Source organism: Kribbella sp. NPDC004138 (genome assembly GCF_053603655.1).
This window is the reverse complement of sequence record NZ_JBSGFZ010000034.1, coordinates 1-12,372: the sequence shown is the minus strand read 5'-3', so window position 1 is coordinate 12,372 and position 12,372 is coordinate 1. Positions and strand designations below refer to the sequence as shown.

The 12,372-nt window shown below is 68.5% G+C and carries 13 protein-coding genes and 2 pseudogenes; 8 read left to right on the top strand and 7 right to left on the bottom strand.

All coding sequences use genetic code 11. From position 1 onward, the window contains the following. Positions 1-382: 382 nt before the first annotated feature. The 4 genes from ACWEOO_RS36735 to ACWEOO_RS36720 form a co-directional block, all read right to left on the bottom strand. Entirely contained in the window at positions 383-1,252 is an 870-nt protein-coding gene (locus tag ACWEOO_RS36735) for a hypothetical protein (protein ID WP_452146970.1), read from the bottom strand. Positions 1,253-1,274: 22 nt separating this feature from the next. Continuing rightward, positions 1,275-1,883 carry a T6SS immunity protein Tdi1 domain-containing protein gene (locus tag ACWEOO_RS36730; protein ID WP_452146969.1) on the bottom strand — a complete coding sequence of 203 codons (609 nt, stop codon included), beginning with the start codon at positions 1,881-1,883 and terminating at the stop codon, positions 1,275-1,277. 67 nt (positions 1,884-1,950) lie between these two features. Beyond that, complete coding sequence (locus ACWEOO_RS36725) at positions 1,951-2,625, bottom strand: PhzF family phenazine biosynthesis protein (protein WP_452146968.1); 675 nt, start codon at positions 2,623-2,625, stop codon at positions 1,951-1,953. Position 2,626: 1 nt separating this feature from the next. Beyond that, positions 2,627-2,821 (bottom strand): hypothetical protein, encoded by a 195-nt coding sequence (locus tag ACWEOO_RS36720; protein ID WP_355473040.1) that lies wholly within the window; start codon positions 2,819-2,821, stop codon positions 2,627-2,629. A 141-nt stretch (positions 2,822-2,962) separates the two neighbouring features. Between ACWEOO_RS36720 and ACWEOO_RS36715 the strand changes: the two genes are divergently transcribed. From ACWEOO_RS36715 to ACWEOO_RS36705, 3 genes and pseudogenes are all read left to right on the top strand, one after another. Next, on the top strand, positions 2,963-3,394 hold the full coding sequence (locus tag ACWEOO_RS36715) for an SRPBCC family protein (protein ID WP_363711230.1): 432 nt from the start codon (positions 2,963-2,965) through the stop codon (positions 3,392-3,394). Next, positions 3,369-3,464: pseudogene (locus ACWEOO_RS36710) on the top strand (TetR/AcrR family transcriptional regulator); the annotation flags it as partial. The gene ACWEOO_RS36715 and the pseudogene ACWEOO_RS36710, both read left to right, overlap by 26 nt. Positions 3,465-3,761: 297 nt before the next feature. Further along, positions 3,762-3,854, top strand: a pseudogene (locus ACWEOO_RS36705) (TetR/AcrR family transcriptional regulator); the annotation flags it as partial. A gap of 37 nt (positions 3,855-3,891) precedes the next feature. On the opposite strand, the gene ACWEOO_RS36700 reads toward ACWEOO_RS36705, so the two are convergent. After that, positions 3,892-5,031: a serpin family protein gene (locus ACWEOO_RS36700; protein ID WP_452146967.1), complete on the bottom strand. Its 1,140-nt coding sequence runs from the start codon at positions 5,029-5,031 to the stop codon at positions 3,892-3,894. A 74-nt stretch (positions 5,032-5,105) separates the two neighbouring features. Between ACWEOO_RS36700 and ACWEOO_RS36695 the strand changes: the two genes are divergently transcribed. Then, the gene (locus tag ACWEOO_RS36695; RefSeq protein ID WP_452146966.1) at positions 5,106-6,122 is read left to right on the top strand and encodes a permease; all 1,017 of its coding nucleotides are present in this window, start codon (positions 5,106-5,108) and stop codon (positions 6,120-6,122) included. Next, positions 6,119-6,793, top strand: coding sequence for a TIGR03943 family putative permease subunit (locus ACWEOO_RS36690; protein ID WP_452146965.1), 675 nt, complete (start codon positions 6,119-6,121; stop codon positions 6,791-6,793). The genes ACWEOO_RS36695 and ACWEOO_RS36690 overlap by 4 nt, the downstream gene beginning before the upstream one ends. On the opposite strand, the gene ACWEOO_RS36685 is transcribed toward ACWEOO_RS36690, so the two are convergent. Beyond that, positions 6,784-7,830 carry a serpin family protein gene (locus tag ACWEOO_RS36685; protein ID WP_452146964.1) on the bottom strand — a complete coding sequence of 349 codons (1,047 nt, stop codon included), beginning with the start codon at positions 7,828-7,830 and terminating at the stop codon, positions 6,784-6,786. The genes ACWEOO_RS36690 and ACWEOO_RS36685 overlap by 10 nt on opposite strands. 33 nt (positions 7,831-7,863) lie before the next feature. On the opposite strand from ACWEOO_RS36685, the gene ACWEOO_RS36680 reads away from it, so the two are divergent. Continuing rightward, positions 7,864-8,502: a flavin reductase family protein gene (locus tag ACWEOO_RS36680; protein ID WP_452146963.1), complete on the top strand. Its 639-nt coding sequence runs from the start codon at positions 7,864-7,866 to the stop codon at positions 8,500-8,502. Here ACWEOO_RS36680 and ACWEOO_RS36675 read toward each other — a convergent pair. After that, on the bottom strand, positions 8,449-9,363 hold the full coding sequence (locus tag ACWEOO_RS36675; RefSeq protein ID WP_452146962.1) for an EamA family transporter: 915 nt from the start codon (positions 9,361-9,363) through the stop codon (positions 8,449-8,451). The genes ACWEOO_RS36680 and ACWEOO_RS36675 overlap by 54 nt on opposite strands. 73 nt (positions 9,364-9,436) lie before the next feature. Between ACWEOO_RS36675 and ACWEOO_RS36670 the strand changes: the two genes are divergently transcribed. Together ACWEOO_RS36670 and ACWEOO_RS36665 are read left to right on the top strand one after the other, a co-directional pair. Beyond that, on the top strand, positions 9,437-10,345 hold the full coding sequence (locus tag ACWEOO_RS36670; RefSeq protein WP_452146961.1) for a LysR family transcriptional regulator: 909 nt from the start codon (positions 9,437-9,439) through the stop codon (positions 10,343-10,345). A 118-nt stretch (positions 10,346-10,463) separates the two neighbouring features. Next, on the top strand, positions 10,464-12,341 hold the full coding sequence (locus ACWEOO_RS36665) for a cellulase family glycosylhydrolase (RefSeq protein ID WP_452146960.1): 1,878 nt from the start codon (positions 10,464-10,466) through the stop codon (positions 12,339-12,341). The last annotated feature ends 31 nt before the right edge of the window (positions 12,342-12,372 follow it).

Genomic DNA, 12,372 nt, shown 5'->3' with positions numbered 1-12,372 from the left:
CGCCGGGCGACAGACGTTCGCTGACGACAAGTAGTTCCAGTGGCCCTCGACGACCAGTTCGGCGAGCCGGGCCGGGTCGACCCGGCGCGTGCGGGGGACGCACCGCTCAGGTCCGGGAACGAGCTCGTGCAGCACCAGGCGGTAAGGACCGAGATGGGCCGGAAGTGCCGCAAGCACCGCTCCGATCTGCTCGGCTCTCAGGTCAGGAAACTCACTTCTCCTGCCCCGGCCGACCCGGCGCCAGCTCTCCGGACCCAGAACATCCGTCATGGAACGCACATTAGGACACGATCGAAGGCACCTGAGGTCCGCAGACCCGCGATCGCGCGTCTTCCCGCGCCACGGGTCTTGGCCGGCTGTCGCGCCACCGCCGGCAGGACTACTAGCGCTCGGAGATGACTTTCTGGATCTCTTCGACTCTCGGCCGATACTGTCGCCGGCTCTGCATGCGCAGCTCCCGGAGCTGCGGAAGGTCGGCGATCGGGCTCAGATCGCCGTCGAGGATCCTCGTGGAGCCGGACACAAGAAGCTCCTGCAGTTTCGTCAGCGCGCGCAGTGGTTCAGCACTCGAGAAGCTTGCGCCGTCACTCAAATTGAGGACTTCGAGATCACCACACGTTGCGATGTCGTCGAGAACGGTCACCTTCTTGCAGGCCTCGAGATGCAGTTCGCGCAGCATTGACCCACGGACTGCTCCGGTATCCGAGAGCCGTGCCGCGAGATAGACGCCGAGATGCCGAAGACCCGGGAGGCCGCCGAGTCCGTCGAGCGACTTCAAGCGCGGCCGATCCTTGAGCACCAGCGTCTCGAGGTGGCCGGCCGGCGCCAGAACCGATAGGTCGTCCTCCGTGAATCGCGTCGCGAACAGTCGCACAAGGTGAACCGCGAAGCGGAACGTCTGCCTGATCTGGCGCCAGTCCGCCCGGAGCTCGATCAGCTCGGGCAGTCGTTCGAGATCAACGGTCAACGCAGGATCCACAATGAGGCTCAGGCTTCTCAGCGTCGAAGCAAGGCCGTAGACCGGATCCAGCGACTGCAGGCGCCGATCGATGACTACCAGGTTCCGCACCGGCAGGTCGTCGAGGAATCGCAGGTCAGGCAGGTCGAATCCGAGGGCATAGTTCAGCACCAGCGTGCCGGCGCCTTGATCGACGAACGCCGCGCCGGCCTCGTCGGACCACGGCCCGGTGACCACCATCTCGATAGTCCCGTCGGGTCGCGGCCCGATCGAGAACCCCTCGTCCATCACCATCGGCAATCCTGGGAATCCCGTCTCACTCCGCGATCCCCTCAGCCGATGAGCCAATGACCTTCAACCGCAGTTGGCCCATCAGGTTCCAGTACACCTCCAGGTCGGACACCTCGAGGTTGTCGAGTTCGTCCGCACCGCCGAGAAGCAGCGGCACCCGGTAGCCGACGCATTGATCGAAGCGCAACGACGGCCCACGTGCAGTGACCCATTCCGAGTGGAAGCCGCGCGCGAGCGCCGCCTCCGGATAGTCGACCAGTTCCTCGTCATGAAAGCGTGACACCGGAACCGGGATCTCGAGCGCCTGACCGGTCCCGGGCTCGAGCATCATCACCTCCGGTTCCGCGCTGCGACCACGCTGCCGGTCGACCGCGAACTGACGTCCCAGCCAGTCGAAGCCGAAGCACTCGAACCGGCCCGTGAACTCCGGGAAGGCGGCGTCCACGAGTTCACCCGCGGCGGTCGCTGACACGTCGGTGTGGATCCGGTACAGACCGTGCTCGAAAGTGCACCCACCGAAGTGAGCGCGAATTCCGTGCGCACCTGTCCCCACGGCGGCAGCCGCTAGGGACTTCGGCGAGCCGGCGGTCACTTCGAAGGCCGCGCTGAACCGCTCCAGCATTGTCTCACTCACCCGTCACATATTGACGTACTCGGTGATGTGCTCTGCAGGTCGAGCGCATCACCGGTTCCGCGGGGACTTACAGAGGCAAGATGCGCGGGGCTTCGGGTAGTACGCGGCCGCCGACGGTTGCGTGGGTTGGTGGGTGCCAGGTGGTGTGGAGGTGGGAGCCGGCGCCTTGGACGACCAGGAGGTCGCGGGTCAGTCGGGCGGTGAGTTGGGTGACCGCGGAGCCGGTGGCCTCGTCTTCGGTCACGTCCATCGCGGGAGCGAAGGCTCGGGCGCGGATGATGCCGCGGGGCTCGTCCTGCCAGGACCAGAGGAAGGTATGGCCGGCTGAGTACGACGTGGGGTCGGCTGCCAGGACGTCGGCGGGGGTGGCTAGCTGATGCCAGTCCCAGGCGCTGCCCCAGGTCGTGTCGGCTCGGACGGAGTACAGGTCGCCGGAGCGGGTGACGGGGATGGGGCCGTCGGGGACGTGGAGGGTGTCGACGGGGTGACCGTGGGTGTGGAGCCAGGCGGCGGCGCCGACGGTGGGGTGGCCGGCGAAGGACATCTCGCCGGTGGCGGAGTAGATACGGAGCGTGCCGGTGGCGGCGTCGTCGACGTACACGGTCTCGCTGTAGCCGAGCTCGGCGGCCACGCGCTGCCGGTCGCTCTCACCGACGAGGCGGCCGTCGACGATGCCCAGGGAGTTGCCGAACCGGCCGTCGGGGTCGGTGAAGACCCGGACGACCTCGACGGGGAGGTTCAAGTCAGAGGACGGCGATCGCGGCGATGATCGCGATCAGCAGCACCGCACCGCCCACGATCGCCAGCATCCGGCCGTTCACCTTGGGTTCGGCGGCGGCCTCGGTCTGGCCCTCGTTGACGAAGGCGCGGAACATCTGCGTGTTCGCGCCCGGGTCCTGCTCGTTCTCCACGTTCTGCGGGACGTTCTGGTCAGCCATGGCCCCAGACCCTACCGGCACCCCGGACCCCAGCCACTCACCAAGGGCCCGGTTTTACCTACCGCTCACGCTGCGTCCCGCTCCGGTCGACGCCCTGCGAACCCGTTGGTGAGTGTCTCAGGTCCATGTACCATTTGGTACATGCGCTTCGATCACTCGAGTACGATCCAGGCCGCGCCCGAGCGGGTCTGGGAGGTTTTCAGCAACGTCGAGCGGTGGCCCGACTGGACCCCGACCGTCGATTCCGTCGAGCGGCTGGACGCGGGCCGGATCCACGTCGGCGCCCGCACCCGGATCCGTCAGCCCAAGCTCCCGGTCGCGGTCTGGGAGGTGACGGAACTGAAGGAGGGTGAGTACTTCGAGTGGGTCTCGAAGGCTCCCGGGATCAAGACCACGGGCGGCCACCGCGTCGTCAGTACGCCGGACGGCACCGTCGCGACCGCGACGATCATCCAGGAAGGCCCGCTCGGCTGGCTCTTCGGCCGGCTGTACGCGAAGCTGACCCGCGACTACATCGCCACCGAGACCGCCAAACTGAAGGAAGTCAGTGAGTCGAGCAACCCTGCTGGCTGACGCTATCGAGCACTTTGCGAAGAACGGGATCGGGGACGCGAGCCTGCGCAGTATCGCGACCTCGATCGGCACCAGTCATCGGATGCTGATCTACCACTTCGGCTCCCGCGAGGGTCTGCTCGCCGAAGTGGTGCGGACGGTCGAGCAGCAGCAGCGCGACTTGCTGGCCACGCTGTCGGACCTGCCGATCGCGGAGCAGGCCGAGGAGTTCTGGCGCCGGGTCACCGAGGCTGCGCTCGTGTACGGCCCGCTGTTTTTCGAGCTCAGCGCCCACGCGATGCAGGACCTGCCGCACACCGAGCCCCTCAAGGCCGACCTGATCAACGTCTGGCTGCCGCCGCTGATCGAGCTCTGCGTCCGCGCCGGCATCCCGCCGGATCAGGCCCCGGCGTACGCGCGGCTCGGTCTGGCCGCCTCGCGCGGCCTGCTGTTCGACCTGCTGCTGACCGGTGATCGCGCGGGCGTCGACGAGGCGTCCGCGCTGCTCAACCGGTTGTTCACTCTCCCGGTTCGGTAGGCCGCTCGACCCGGCCCGCCACGATCGGCAACCGCGAGTCCCGCAGTACGGCGACGAACGCGAACGGCCGGTCCAACGTGACCTCCAGCCGGCGCTCCTGCGACGTGATCATCGCGGCCCGCGTCATCGCCATCGCGGTCACCGCCGCGGCCTCGAACCCGGTCGCGAAGAACCGCGCGAGCACCTTCTGCTTCGCCTGCCCGAGCTGCAGCGGGGTCGGGCTGAGCGCACTGAAATGCCCGCGCGCGCCCGGATCCGACGCGATCGCCGTCAAACCGAACAACTCCTGGGACGCCAGCAGATCGTGCTCGACCTCGATGCTGAACGACGGCAACGACACCTTCAGGTCGGGCCGCGCCGCCGTCGTCTTCCCGATCGTCAACCCGGGACCGGGCCGGTCCTGGTCGATCAGCTGACTGCCCGGTACGCCGTCGCCCGGCCGGGCCGCCGCCTCGAGCAGCGCGGGCAGCGCGTCCTCCCCGATCCCCAGCAGTACGTCGACATCCGCCTCGCCGCGCACCGTGACCACGGTCAGCTCGCCGTACCGCCGTACCGAATCGAGGTCGGTGTCCGTGCGCTCCAGCCAATGCCACGAACCGGCCCACGGACCGCCGGCGATGCGCCGGATCTGCTCGGTGAACGGGCGCACCCAGGTGGTTCGCAGCAGCAGCGCCGACGCCAGCACCAGCATCAGGTCGCCGTCGATGTCGAGCGGCATCTCCCGGATCAGGTCGTCGGTGTGGTCGGCGGCCCAGGCGTCGAGTTTCGCCTTGTCGACCGTCGGATTGCCGGTCAGCAGGCCGACGAGCGGCGCCGGCAGCACGCTGTCGAACGTCTCCGCCAGCTTCAGGTCCTCACTGACCCACACGCCGAGCGCGGCGTTCAGATCGGCGGAGTCCTCGATGGTCTCGACCAACCGGATCGCGTCGGTTGCCGCGGTCGCCGGATCCACACCGGCCGCGGCGGCGAGCTCGGAGCGCCCGGGTTCGTCCGCTCCGGTCGCGAGCAGGGCCAGCAACGGCCACAGGCCGAGCCCGGCCACCACCGTGTTCTCGGCCGGCAAGATCCGGGCCCAGCGGGTGGTGAGGTCGTTGACTGCGCGCACCACATCGGCATCCATACCTCAACACTGCCACACACCTGATACATGACGGTGATTTTCATTTCCAAGGGATTTCTGCCAGCATTCCGCCCATGACAGCGGCCGAGCAGGAGACGCCGGAGGCCCAGGAGGCTCAAGCGGCGAGGGAGCCTTCCGGGTCGTCGATCGTGTTCACCGGCACTCTGGTGCTGCTGGTCGGGCTCGCGCTGTTCGGGCGGCGGCTGTTCAACGCGTGGTTCACCGGCGACGGGATCCGCACGTGGGCGACGATGTTCGTCGGCGTGACGGTGCAGGCCCTGCCGTTCCTGGTGCTCGGCGTGCTGCTGTCGGCGGCCCTCACCGCGTTCGTCCCTGCGTCGTTCTTCGCCAAAGCGCTCCCGAGACATCCCGCCCTCGCCGTACCGGTGGCCAGCGCGTCCGGCGTTGTGCTCCCCGGCTGCGAGTGCGCGTCGGTGCCGGTGTCGGCGGCGTTGATGACCCGCGGTGTCACCCCAGCCGCGGCGATCGCCTTCCTGTTGTCGGCGCCGGCCATCAACCCGGTCGTGCTGGCGTCGACGGCGGTGGCGTTCCCCGGCCAGCCGAAGGTCGTGGTCGCCCGCGCGGTCACGTCGCTCGCGGTTTCGATGATCCTCGGCTGGTTGTGGTTGCTGACCGGCAAGGGCGGGTCGTGGCTGAAGCTGCCGAAGAACCGGCACGCGCACGACGACGGCAAGTTCGAGGTGTTCCGGTCCGCGATGCTGCACGACTTCCTGCACGCCGGCGGGTTCCTGGTGATCGGCGCGGCCGCCGCGGCCACGCTGAACGTCGTCGTACCGCGCGCCTGGCTCGACCACGTCGCGGGGAACCTGCTGCTCTCGGTGCTGATCCTCGGGCTGCTCGCGGTCCTGCTGGCGATCTGTTCCGAGGCGGACGCGTTCGTCGCGGCGAGCCTGACCCAGTTCTCGCTGACCGCGCGGCTCGCGTTCATGGTCGTCGGCCCGATCGTCGACGTGAAACTGATCGCCCTCCAGACCGGAACCTTCGGCCCGAAGTTCGCGGTCCGGTTCGCCCCGGCCACCTTCGTGGTCGCGATCCTTGCCAGCCTGCTCGCCGGATGGTGGTTGTTGTGAAACGCAACGTTGCCGGGTTGGTGATCGTGTTCGTGGGGGCCGCGATGGTGCAGCTCGCGACCTCCGGGACGTATCTGCGGTATGTGAAGCCCGGTATGCGGTGGATGCTGTTCGCGGCCGGGCTGATCCTGATCGCGCTGGCGGTGACCGACGTCCTCGTGCGGACCCGCGCGGCGCACGACCACGCTCTGCCGCGGGCCGCGTGGTTGTTGCTGGTCCCGGTGTTCGCGTTGCTCGTCGTCGATCCGCCCGCGCTCGGCGCGGACGCGGCGCAACGGCAGTCACCGGTCGCCGCGAAACCGGTCGCCCCGCAGGGAAACGCGTACTGGGACGGGTCGGCAGGCCCCAAGCCGATCGCGGTGCGCGACTACGCCGTCTGGGCGGTGTGGGAGAAGGAGACGATGAAGGGCAAGTCGTTCCAGCTGACCGGCTTCGTCACCCCGGCGAGGAGCGGCGTCTGGTACGTAACGCGCATCGGCCTGACCTGCTGCGTCGCGGACGGTACGGCGTTCATGGTCGAAGCCCGCGGCCAGGCCGCGCCCGCGAAGAACCAATGGGTGACCGTGACCGGCGAGTGGGCGGAGCCGACGCGGCGGGTCGACGGCGACGTCGCCGCGCTCACCATCACGACGGTCAAGCCGGTGACCGCCCCAGCCAACCCCTACGAGTAGTTCACCCAGCCCGCGACGGCGGGCACACCGGTCGGCCGATGTACGGCGACGAAGCCGAACGGCCGCTCGAGGTTCACGTACAGCGCCTTCGCGCCGAACGCCGCGGAGCCCGCGACCATCGGCATCGCGGTGACCGCGGCCGCCTCGAAGCCGGTGGCCGAGAACCGTGCGAGCACGGCCTGTTTCGCCTGGCCGATCGCCAACGGTTGCGGACTCAGCCCCGGGAAATGTCCTGTCCGCGTGTCGGATGCCGCGCCCAACCCGAACACCGAGGCATGCTCCAGCAGGTCGTGCTCCGCCTCGATCTCGAAGTACGGCATCGACAGCGCGACGACCGGCTGCATCGACTCGATCACCTCGACACCAGGCGCCGACCGCTCGGCCGCCAGCACCTCGGTACCACTCAGCCCGTCGCCGTCGAGTTCCAGCGCCGTGCCGAGCACCGCCGCCCGCCCGCCGTCACCGATGACCAGCCGTACGTCGAACTCCCCGATCCCGCGCACCGTCACCACGGTCAACGGACCCGTCGCGGTGTCGTACACCTGAAGGCTGTCGAGGTCCGGATCCGCCCGGCTCAGCCAGCGCCGATCGCTGCGCGGGTACTCCTCGAACGGCAGCACCCACTCCGTCTTCAGCACCAGCGCCGACGCGAGCACCAGCAACACGTCGGATGTGAGCTGGACCGGCATCCGGCGCAGCAACCCGTCCGTCCGCTCGACCACCCAGGCGTCCAGGGCGGCGCGGTCGGTCAGCGTCCCGCGGACCTCCGGCGGCAGGAACCGGTCCACGCCCGGCTGCAGCTCGATCTCCGGACGCGTCCACAGTCCCAACGCCATCCGCAGATCGGGCGCCTCCAGCAGACCGCCGTACCGGCCGCCGGCGGCGTCGGCCAGCTCGGTGTGGGCCGGTTCGTCCGCAACCTCGGCCAGCATCGCGAGCAGCGGCTGGACGCCGAGACCGGAGATCACGGTGCTGTCCTCGCCGGGCAGTTCGGCGATCCATCGTGCGGTCAGGCGACCGACTTGAGATGCGTCCACTCACACATCCTGGCGCACCAGCGTTTCATCTCCATGAAGCGCACAGTCGAGCCCAAGGTCCTGTACTTCGGTACGCCGGTCGTCCTGATCAGCTCCGCCAACCCCGACGGCACCACGAATCTCGCCCCGATGTCGTCGGCCTGGTGGCTCGGCTACACCGCGATGCTCGGGATGGGGACGAGCGCACAGACCGTGAAGAACCTGACCGAGCGGCCGGAGCTGGTGCTGAACCTGGTCGACCCCGCGATGGTCGCGGCGCTCGACCGGATCGCGCTGCTGACCGGGTCCGCGGAGATGTCCGACGCGAAGCGGGCCCGCGGGTACCGGCACGAGCCCGACAAGTTCGCGGCCGGCGGGCTGACCCGTGAGCCGAGCGAGCTGTCCGGCCTCGACTCGGTCCTGGAGAGCCCAATCAACCTGGAGGGCAGGATCGAGTCGATCACCGGGATCGGCGGGCCGGACTCGCGCCTGTGCGCGCTGGAGATGAAGGTCGAGCGGGTCCGGGTGCGCGAGGATCTGCTGATGAGCAACGAGCGCTACATCGACCCGCTGCGCTGGGATCCGCTGATCATGAAGTTCACCGAGTACTTCGCGGGCGGCGCACCGGCGTACCCGTCGTCACTTGCTCGGGGCTGGCAGATGCCGCCGATGGCCGTCGGTACGAACAGCTGACCGCGGCGCGGGCCGTCGGACGATCGTGCACGCCATGCCCCCGATGACGAGCACCGCGGCGATCGCCTGCTGCGGACCGACGGCCTCGCCCCGCAGCACCCACGCCGCGGACATGCCGACGACGGGCACCAGCAGCGAGAACGGCGCGACCGTGCTGGCGGCGTACTGCCGGAGCAGGTAACCCCAGACACCGAAGCCGAACAGGGTGGCCCCGAAGGCGAGGTAGGCGATCGCGCCGATGCCGGTCAGGTCGATCGTGCGGAGTGCCTCGACGTCGGCGCGCGGGCCTTCGGTGAGCAGCGAGAGGATCAGCAGCGGTACGACGGCAACCGCGCTGATCCACACCATGAAGCGCAGCATGTCCGGCGGCTTGGCGTAGCGGGTGATCGTGTTGGAGATGCTCCAGGACGCGCCGGCGACGATCACCAGGACGAGCGCGCCGAGCGGGGCGGACAGCTTGCGGTCGAGGACGATCAGGACGATCCCGGCGCAGGCGATCGCGATGCCGACGAGGTGTGCGGGCCGCGGGCGTTCCCGCAGGACGGTGATCGCGATCAGGACCGTGAAGATCACCTGACTCTGCAGCACGAGCGACGCCAGGCCCGCCGGTACGCCGTGGTCCATCGCGATGAACAGCAGACCGAACTTCGCCACGCCCAGCGCGAGTCCGACGCCCACGACGTACCGCCAGGGGACCCGTGGTCCGCCGAGCACGAAGATCGCCGGGACGGCGACGAAGAAGAACCGCAGCGCGGACAGCAGCAGCGGCGGAACGCCTTCCAGACCGACCTCGATCACCACGAAATTGATGCCCCAGACAACGACGGCGGCCAGGGCGAGGAGCAGGTCACGAGGCTTCATGCCGTCCAGTCTCGGCCGGAGTACACTTAAGGACCAGCACCGATTACTACCGCTATCAATGTAGGAGAGCTACATGATCGATCTCGGGCGGCTCCGCGCACTACACGCCGTGGCGCAGTACGGATCGGTCAACCGGGCGGCCGAGGTGCTCGGCTACACGCCGTCGGCGGTGTCGCAGCAGCTGACGAAACTGGAGCGGGAGACCAGGACGACGCTGGTCGAGCGTCAGGGCCGCGGGATCGTGCTGACCGACGCGGCCCGCCAGTTGGCTTCGACGGCCGCGCGGATCCTCGAGCTGGTCGAGGACGCCGAGCTGACCCTGGAAGAGCAACGCGGTCAGGCGATCGGGACGCTCGGCATCGCCGCGTTCCCGACCGCGGCCCGCGGATTGCTGCCGCCCGCTCTCGCCCGGCTGGTCGACGATCACCCGCAACTGGACGTCCGGGTGCTCGAGACCGATCCGTTCGAGGCCGTGGCGGCGGTGAACCGCGGCGAGATCGACATCGCGATCGTCCACGACTGGCACAACACCCCGCTCGCCCTGCCGGATGGGCTGTCCCGGGTGAAGCTCGGCACGGACCCCGCCGACGTCCTGGTGCCGGCGACGCATCGCCTGGCAGGCAAGGAGTTCGTCCGCGCGGAGGATCTCGTCGGCGAGCGCTGGATCTGCCAGCCCGTCGGGTCGATCTGCTACGAGTGGCTGATCCGGACGATGCGCCGCGCGGGCGTGGAGCCGGAGGTCGCGTACTCGGTCGCGGAGTACCAGACCCAGTTGGCGATGCTCGACCGCGGCCTCGGTATCGGCCTGCTCCCCCGCCTCGGCCGCGGACCGGTCCCCGACGGCGTGGTCGTCGTACCACTGCAGCCTGCCCCGAGCCGTCGCCTGTACGCCGTGTGGCGCACCACGACCTCGCGCCGCCCGGCGATCACCGTCACGCTCGCGACGCTGAAGGCCGCCTGGCCCGACCGCGACACCGCCTGATCGGTTGTGATCACTTTGCGCGACCGGTTGACAGCGTTCCGCGTCGACCGCTACGTTCTCGTGAACTATTAGGAAACCTTCCTAATCATCCTCCCCGACGCCCCCTCGGAGGACGTTCATGATCCACTCACTCCTGGCCGGCGCGCTGCTGGCTGCTTCGGCCCTGCTACCTGTCTCCACGCCGGCCGCCGACACCCCGGTTGGCCGCAACGGCCAGCTGCACGTCTGCGGCACCAAGCTCTGCAACGAGCGCAACGAACCCGTCCAGCTGCGCGGAATGAGCACGCACGGCCTGCAGTGGTACGCCAACTGCCTGAAGACCTCCTCGCTGGATGCCCTAGCGAACGACTGGAACGCCGACATCCTGCGCATCTCGATGTACGTGCAGGAAGGCGGCTACGAGACCGACCCGGCGAAGTACACCAATCTGGTGAACACGCTCATCGAGGAGGCGACCAAGCGCGGCTTGTACGCGCTGATCGACTGGCACCAACTCGACCCCGGCGACCCGAACGAGAACCTCGACCTGGCGAAGCGGTTCTTCACCGAGATCGCCGAGCGGCACAAGGACAAGGTCAACATCATCTACGACATCGCCAACGAGCCGAACGGCGTCAGCTGGGCCGGCATCAAGTCGTACGCCGAGCAGATGGTGCCGGTGATCCGCGCCAAGGACCCCGACGGCGTGATCTTCGTCGGCACCCACGGCTGGGCCTCGCTCGGGGTCTCGGACGGCGCCAGCGAGGCCGATGTCATCAACAACCCGGTGAACGCGTCGAACCTGATGTACACGTTCCACTTCTACGCCGCCTCGCACCAGCAGGAGTACTTCGACGCCCTGGCGCGCGCCGCGGACCGGATCCCGTTGTTCGTCACGGAGTTCGGCACCCAGACCTACACCGGTGACGGCAGCAACGACTTCACCTGGTCGCAGAAGTACCTGGACTTCCTGGAGAGCAAGCAGATCGGCTGGACGAACTGGAATTTCTCCGACGACTTCCGCTCCGGCGCGGTCTTCAAGGAAGGCACGTGCGACGGCGACGACTTCACCGGGACGGCGATGCTCAAGCCGGCCGGCGTCTGGATCCGCGACCACATCCGCAACCGCCCGTCGGCCACGGCGACGATCGATGTCAGCACCTCCGCGCAGCTCACCGCCGCGCTGACCAACGCCAAGCCCGGCGACACCATCAAGCTCGCCGACGGCACCTACACCGGCAACTTCAAGACCACGGTCGACGGCACGTCCGCGGCGCCGATCACGCTGACCGGCTCCGCGAACGCCGTACTGAAGGCCGGCGGCGGCTACGGCCTGCACCTGAACGGCGCGTCGTACTGGACCGTGCGCGGCTTCACCGTGACCGGCGGCCAGAAAGGCATCATGATCGACAGCGCCACCCACGTGACGATCGACGGCGTCACCGTGCACGGGCTGGACATGGAGGGCGTGCACTTCCGCAACAGCAGCACGTACGGCGTGATCAAGAACTCGCGCATCTACGACACCGGCAACGACGGTCGCGGGATGGGCGAGGGGGTGTACGTCGGCAGCGCGGGCGGCACCTCCGACAAGTCCGACCACGTGCAGATCCTCGGCAACACAATCGGCCCGGACGTCGGCGGCGAGGCGGTCGACCTGAAGGAGGGGACGACCGGCGGGCTGGTGTCCGGCAACAGCTTCGACGGCCGCGGCCTCACCGGCGCGAACTACGACGACAGCTGGATCGATGTCAAGGGCAACAACTACGTCATCGAGAACAACACCGGCAAGAACACCACGAACAACGGCTACGAGACGCACACCCAGCAGTCCGGGTGGGGCTGCGGGACGGTGTTCCGCGGCAACACCTCCGACCTGACCGGCGCGACCGGCAGCGGCCGGTACGCGTTCAACATCACCAACTTCAACGCGAGCAGCTGCAAGGTCACCGTCGACCGCAGCAACACGATGACCGGCGGAAGGGCCCTGACCAACCCAGGCATCCCGGTCACCTGACAAAGCTCCCCGGCCGCCCTGCCCGGCGGCC

What these genes read in the sequence shown, in the direction of transcription:
- ACWEOO_RS36695 (WP_452146966.1), top strand. Translation starts at nt 5,106, where the DNA reads ATGACAGCGGCCGAGCAGGAGACGCCGGAGGCCCAGGAGGCTCAAGCG.
- ACWEOO_RS36665 (WP_452146960.1), top strand. Translation starts at nt 10,464, where the DNA reads ATGATCCACTCACTCCTGGCCGGCGCGCTGCTGGCTGCTTCGGCCCTG.
- ACWEOO_RS36735 (WP_452146970.1), bottom strand. Translation starts at nt 1,252, where the DNA reads ATGGTGATGGACGAGGGGTTCTCGATCGGGCCGCGACCCGACGGGACT.
- ACWEOO_RS36675 (WP_452146962.1), bottom strand. Translation starts at nt 9,363, where the DNA reads ATGAAGCCTCGTGACCTGCTCCTCGCCCTGGCCGCCGTCGTTGTCTGG.
- ACWEOO_RS36670 (WP_452146961.1), top strand. Translation starts at nt 9,437, where the DNA reads ATGATCGATCTCGGGCGGCTCCGCGCACTACACGCCGTGGCGCAGTAC.
- ACWEOO_RS36700 (WP_452146967.1), bottom strand. Translation starts at nt 5,031, where the DNA reads ATGGATGCCGATGTGGTGCGCGCAGTCAACGACCTCACCACCCGCTGG.
- ACWEOO_RS36720 (WP_355473040.1), bottom strand. Translation starts at nt 2,821, where the DNA reads ATGGCTGACCAGAACGTCCCGCAGAACGTGGAGAACGAGCAGGACCCG.
- ACWEOO_RS36715 (WP_363711230.1), top strand. Translation starts at nt 2,963, where the DNA reads ATGCGCTTCGATCACTCGAGTACGATCCAGGCCGCGCCCGAGCGGGTC.
- ACWEOO_RS36680 (WP_452146963.1), top strand. Translation starts at nt 7,864, where the DNA reads ATGAAGCGCACAGTCGAGCCCAAGGTCCTGTACTTCGGTACGCCGGTC.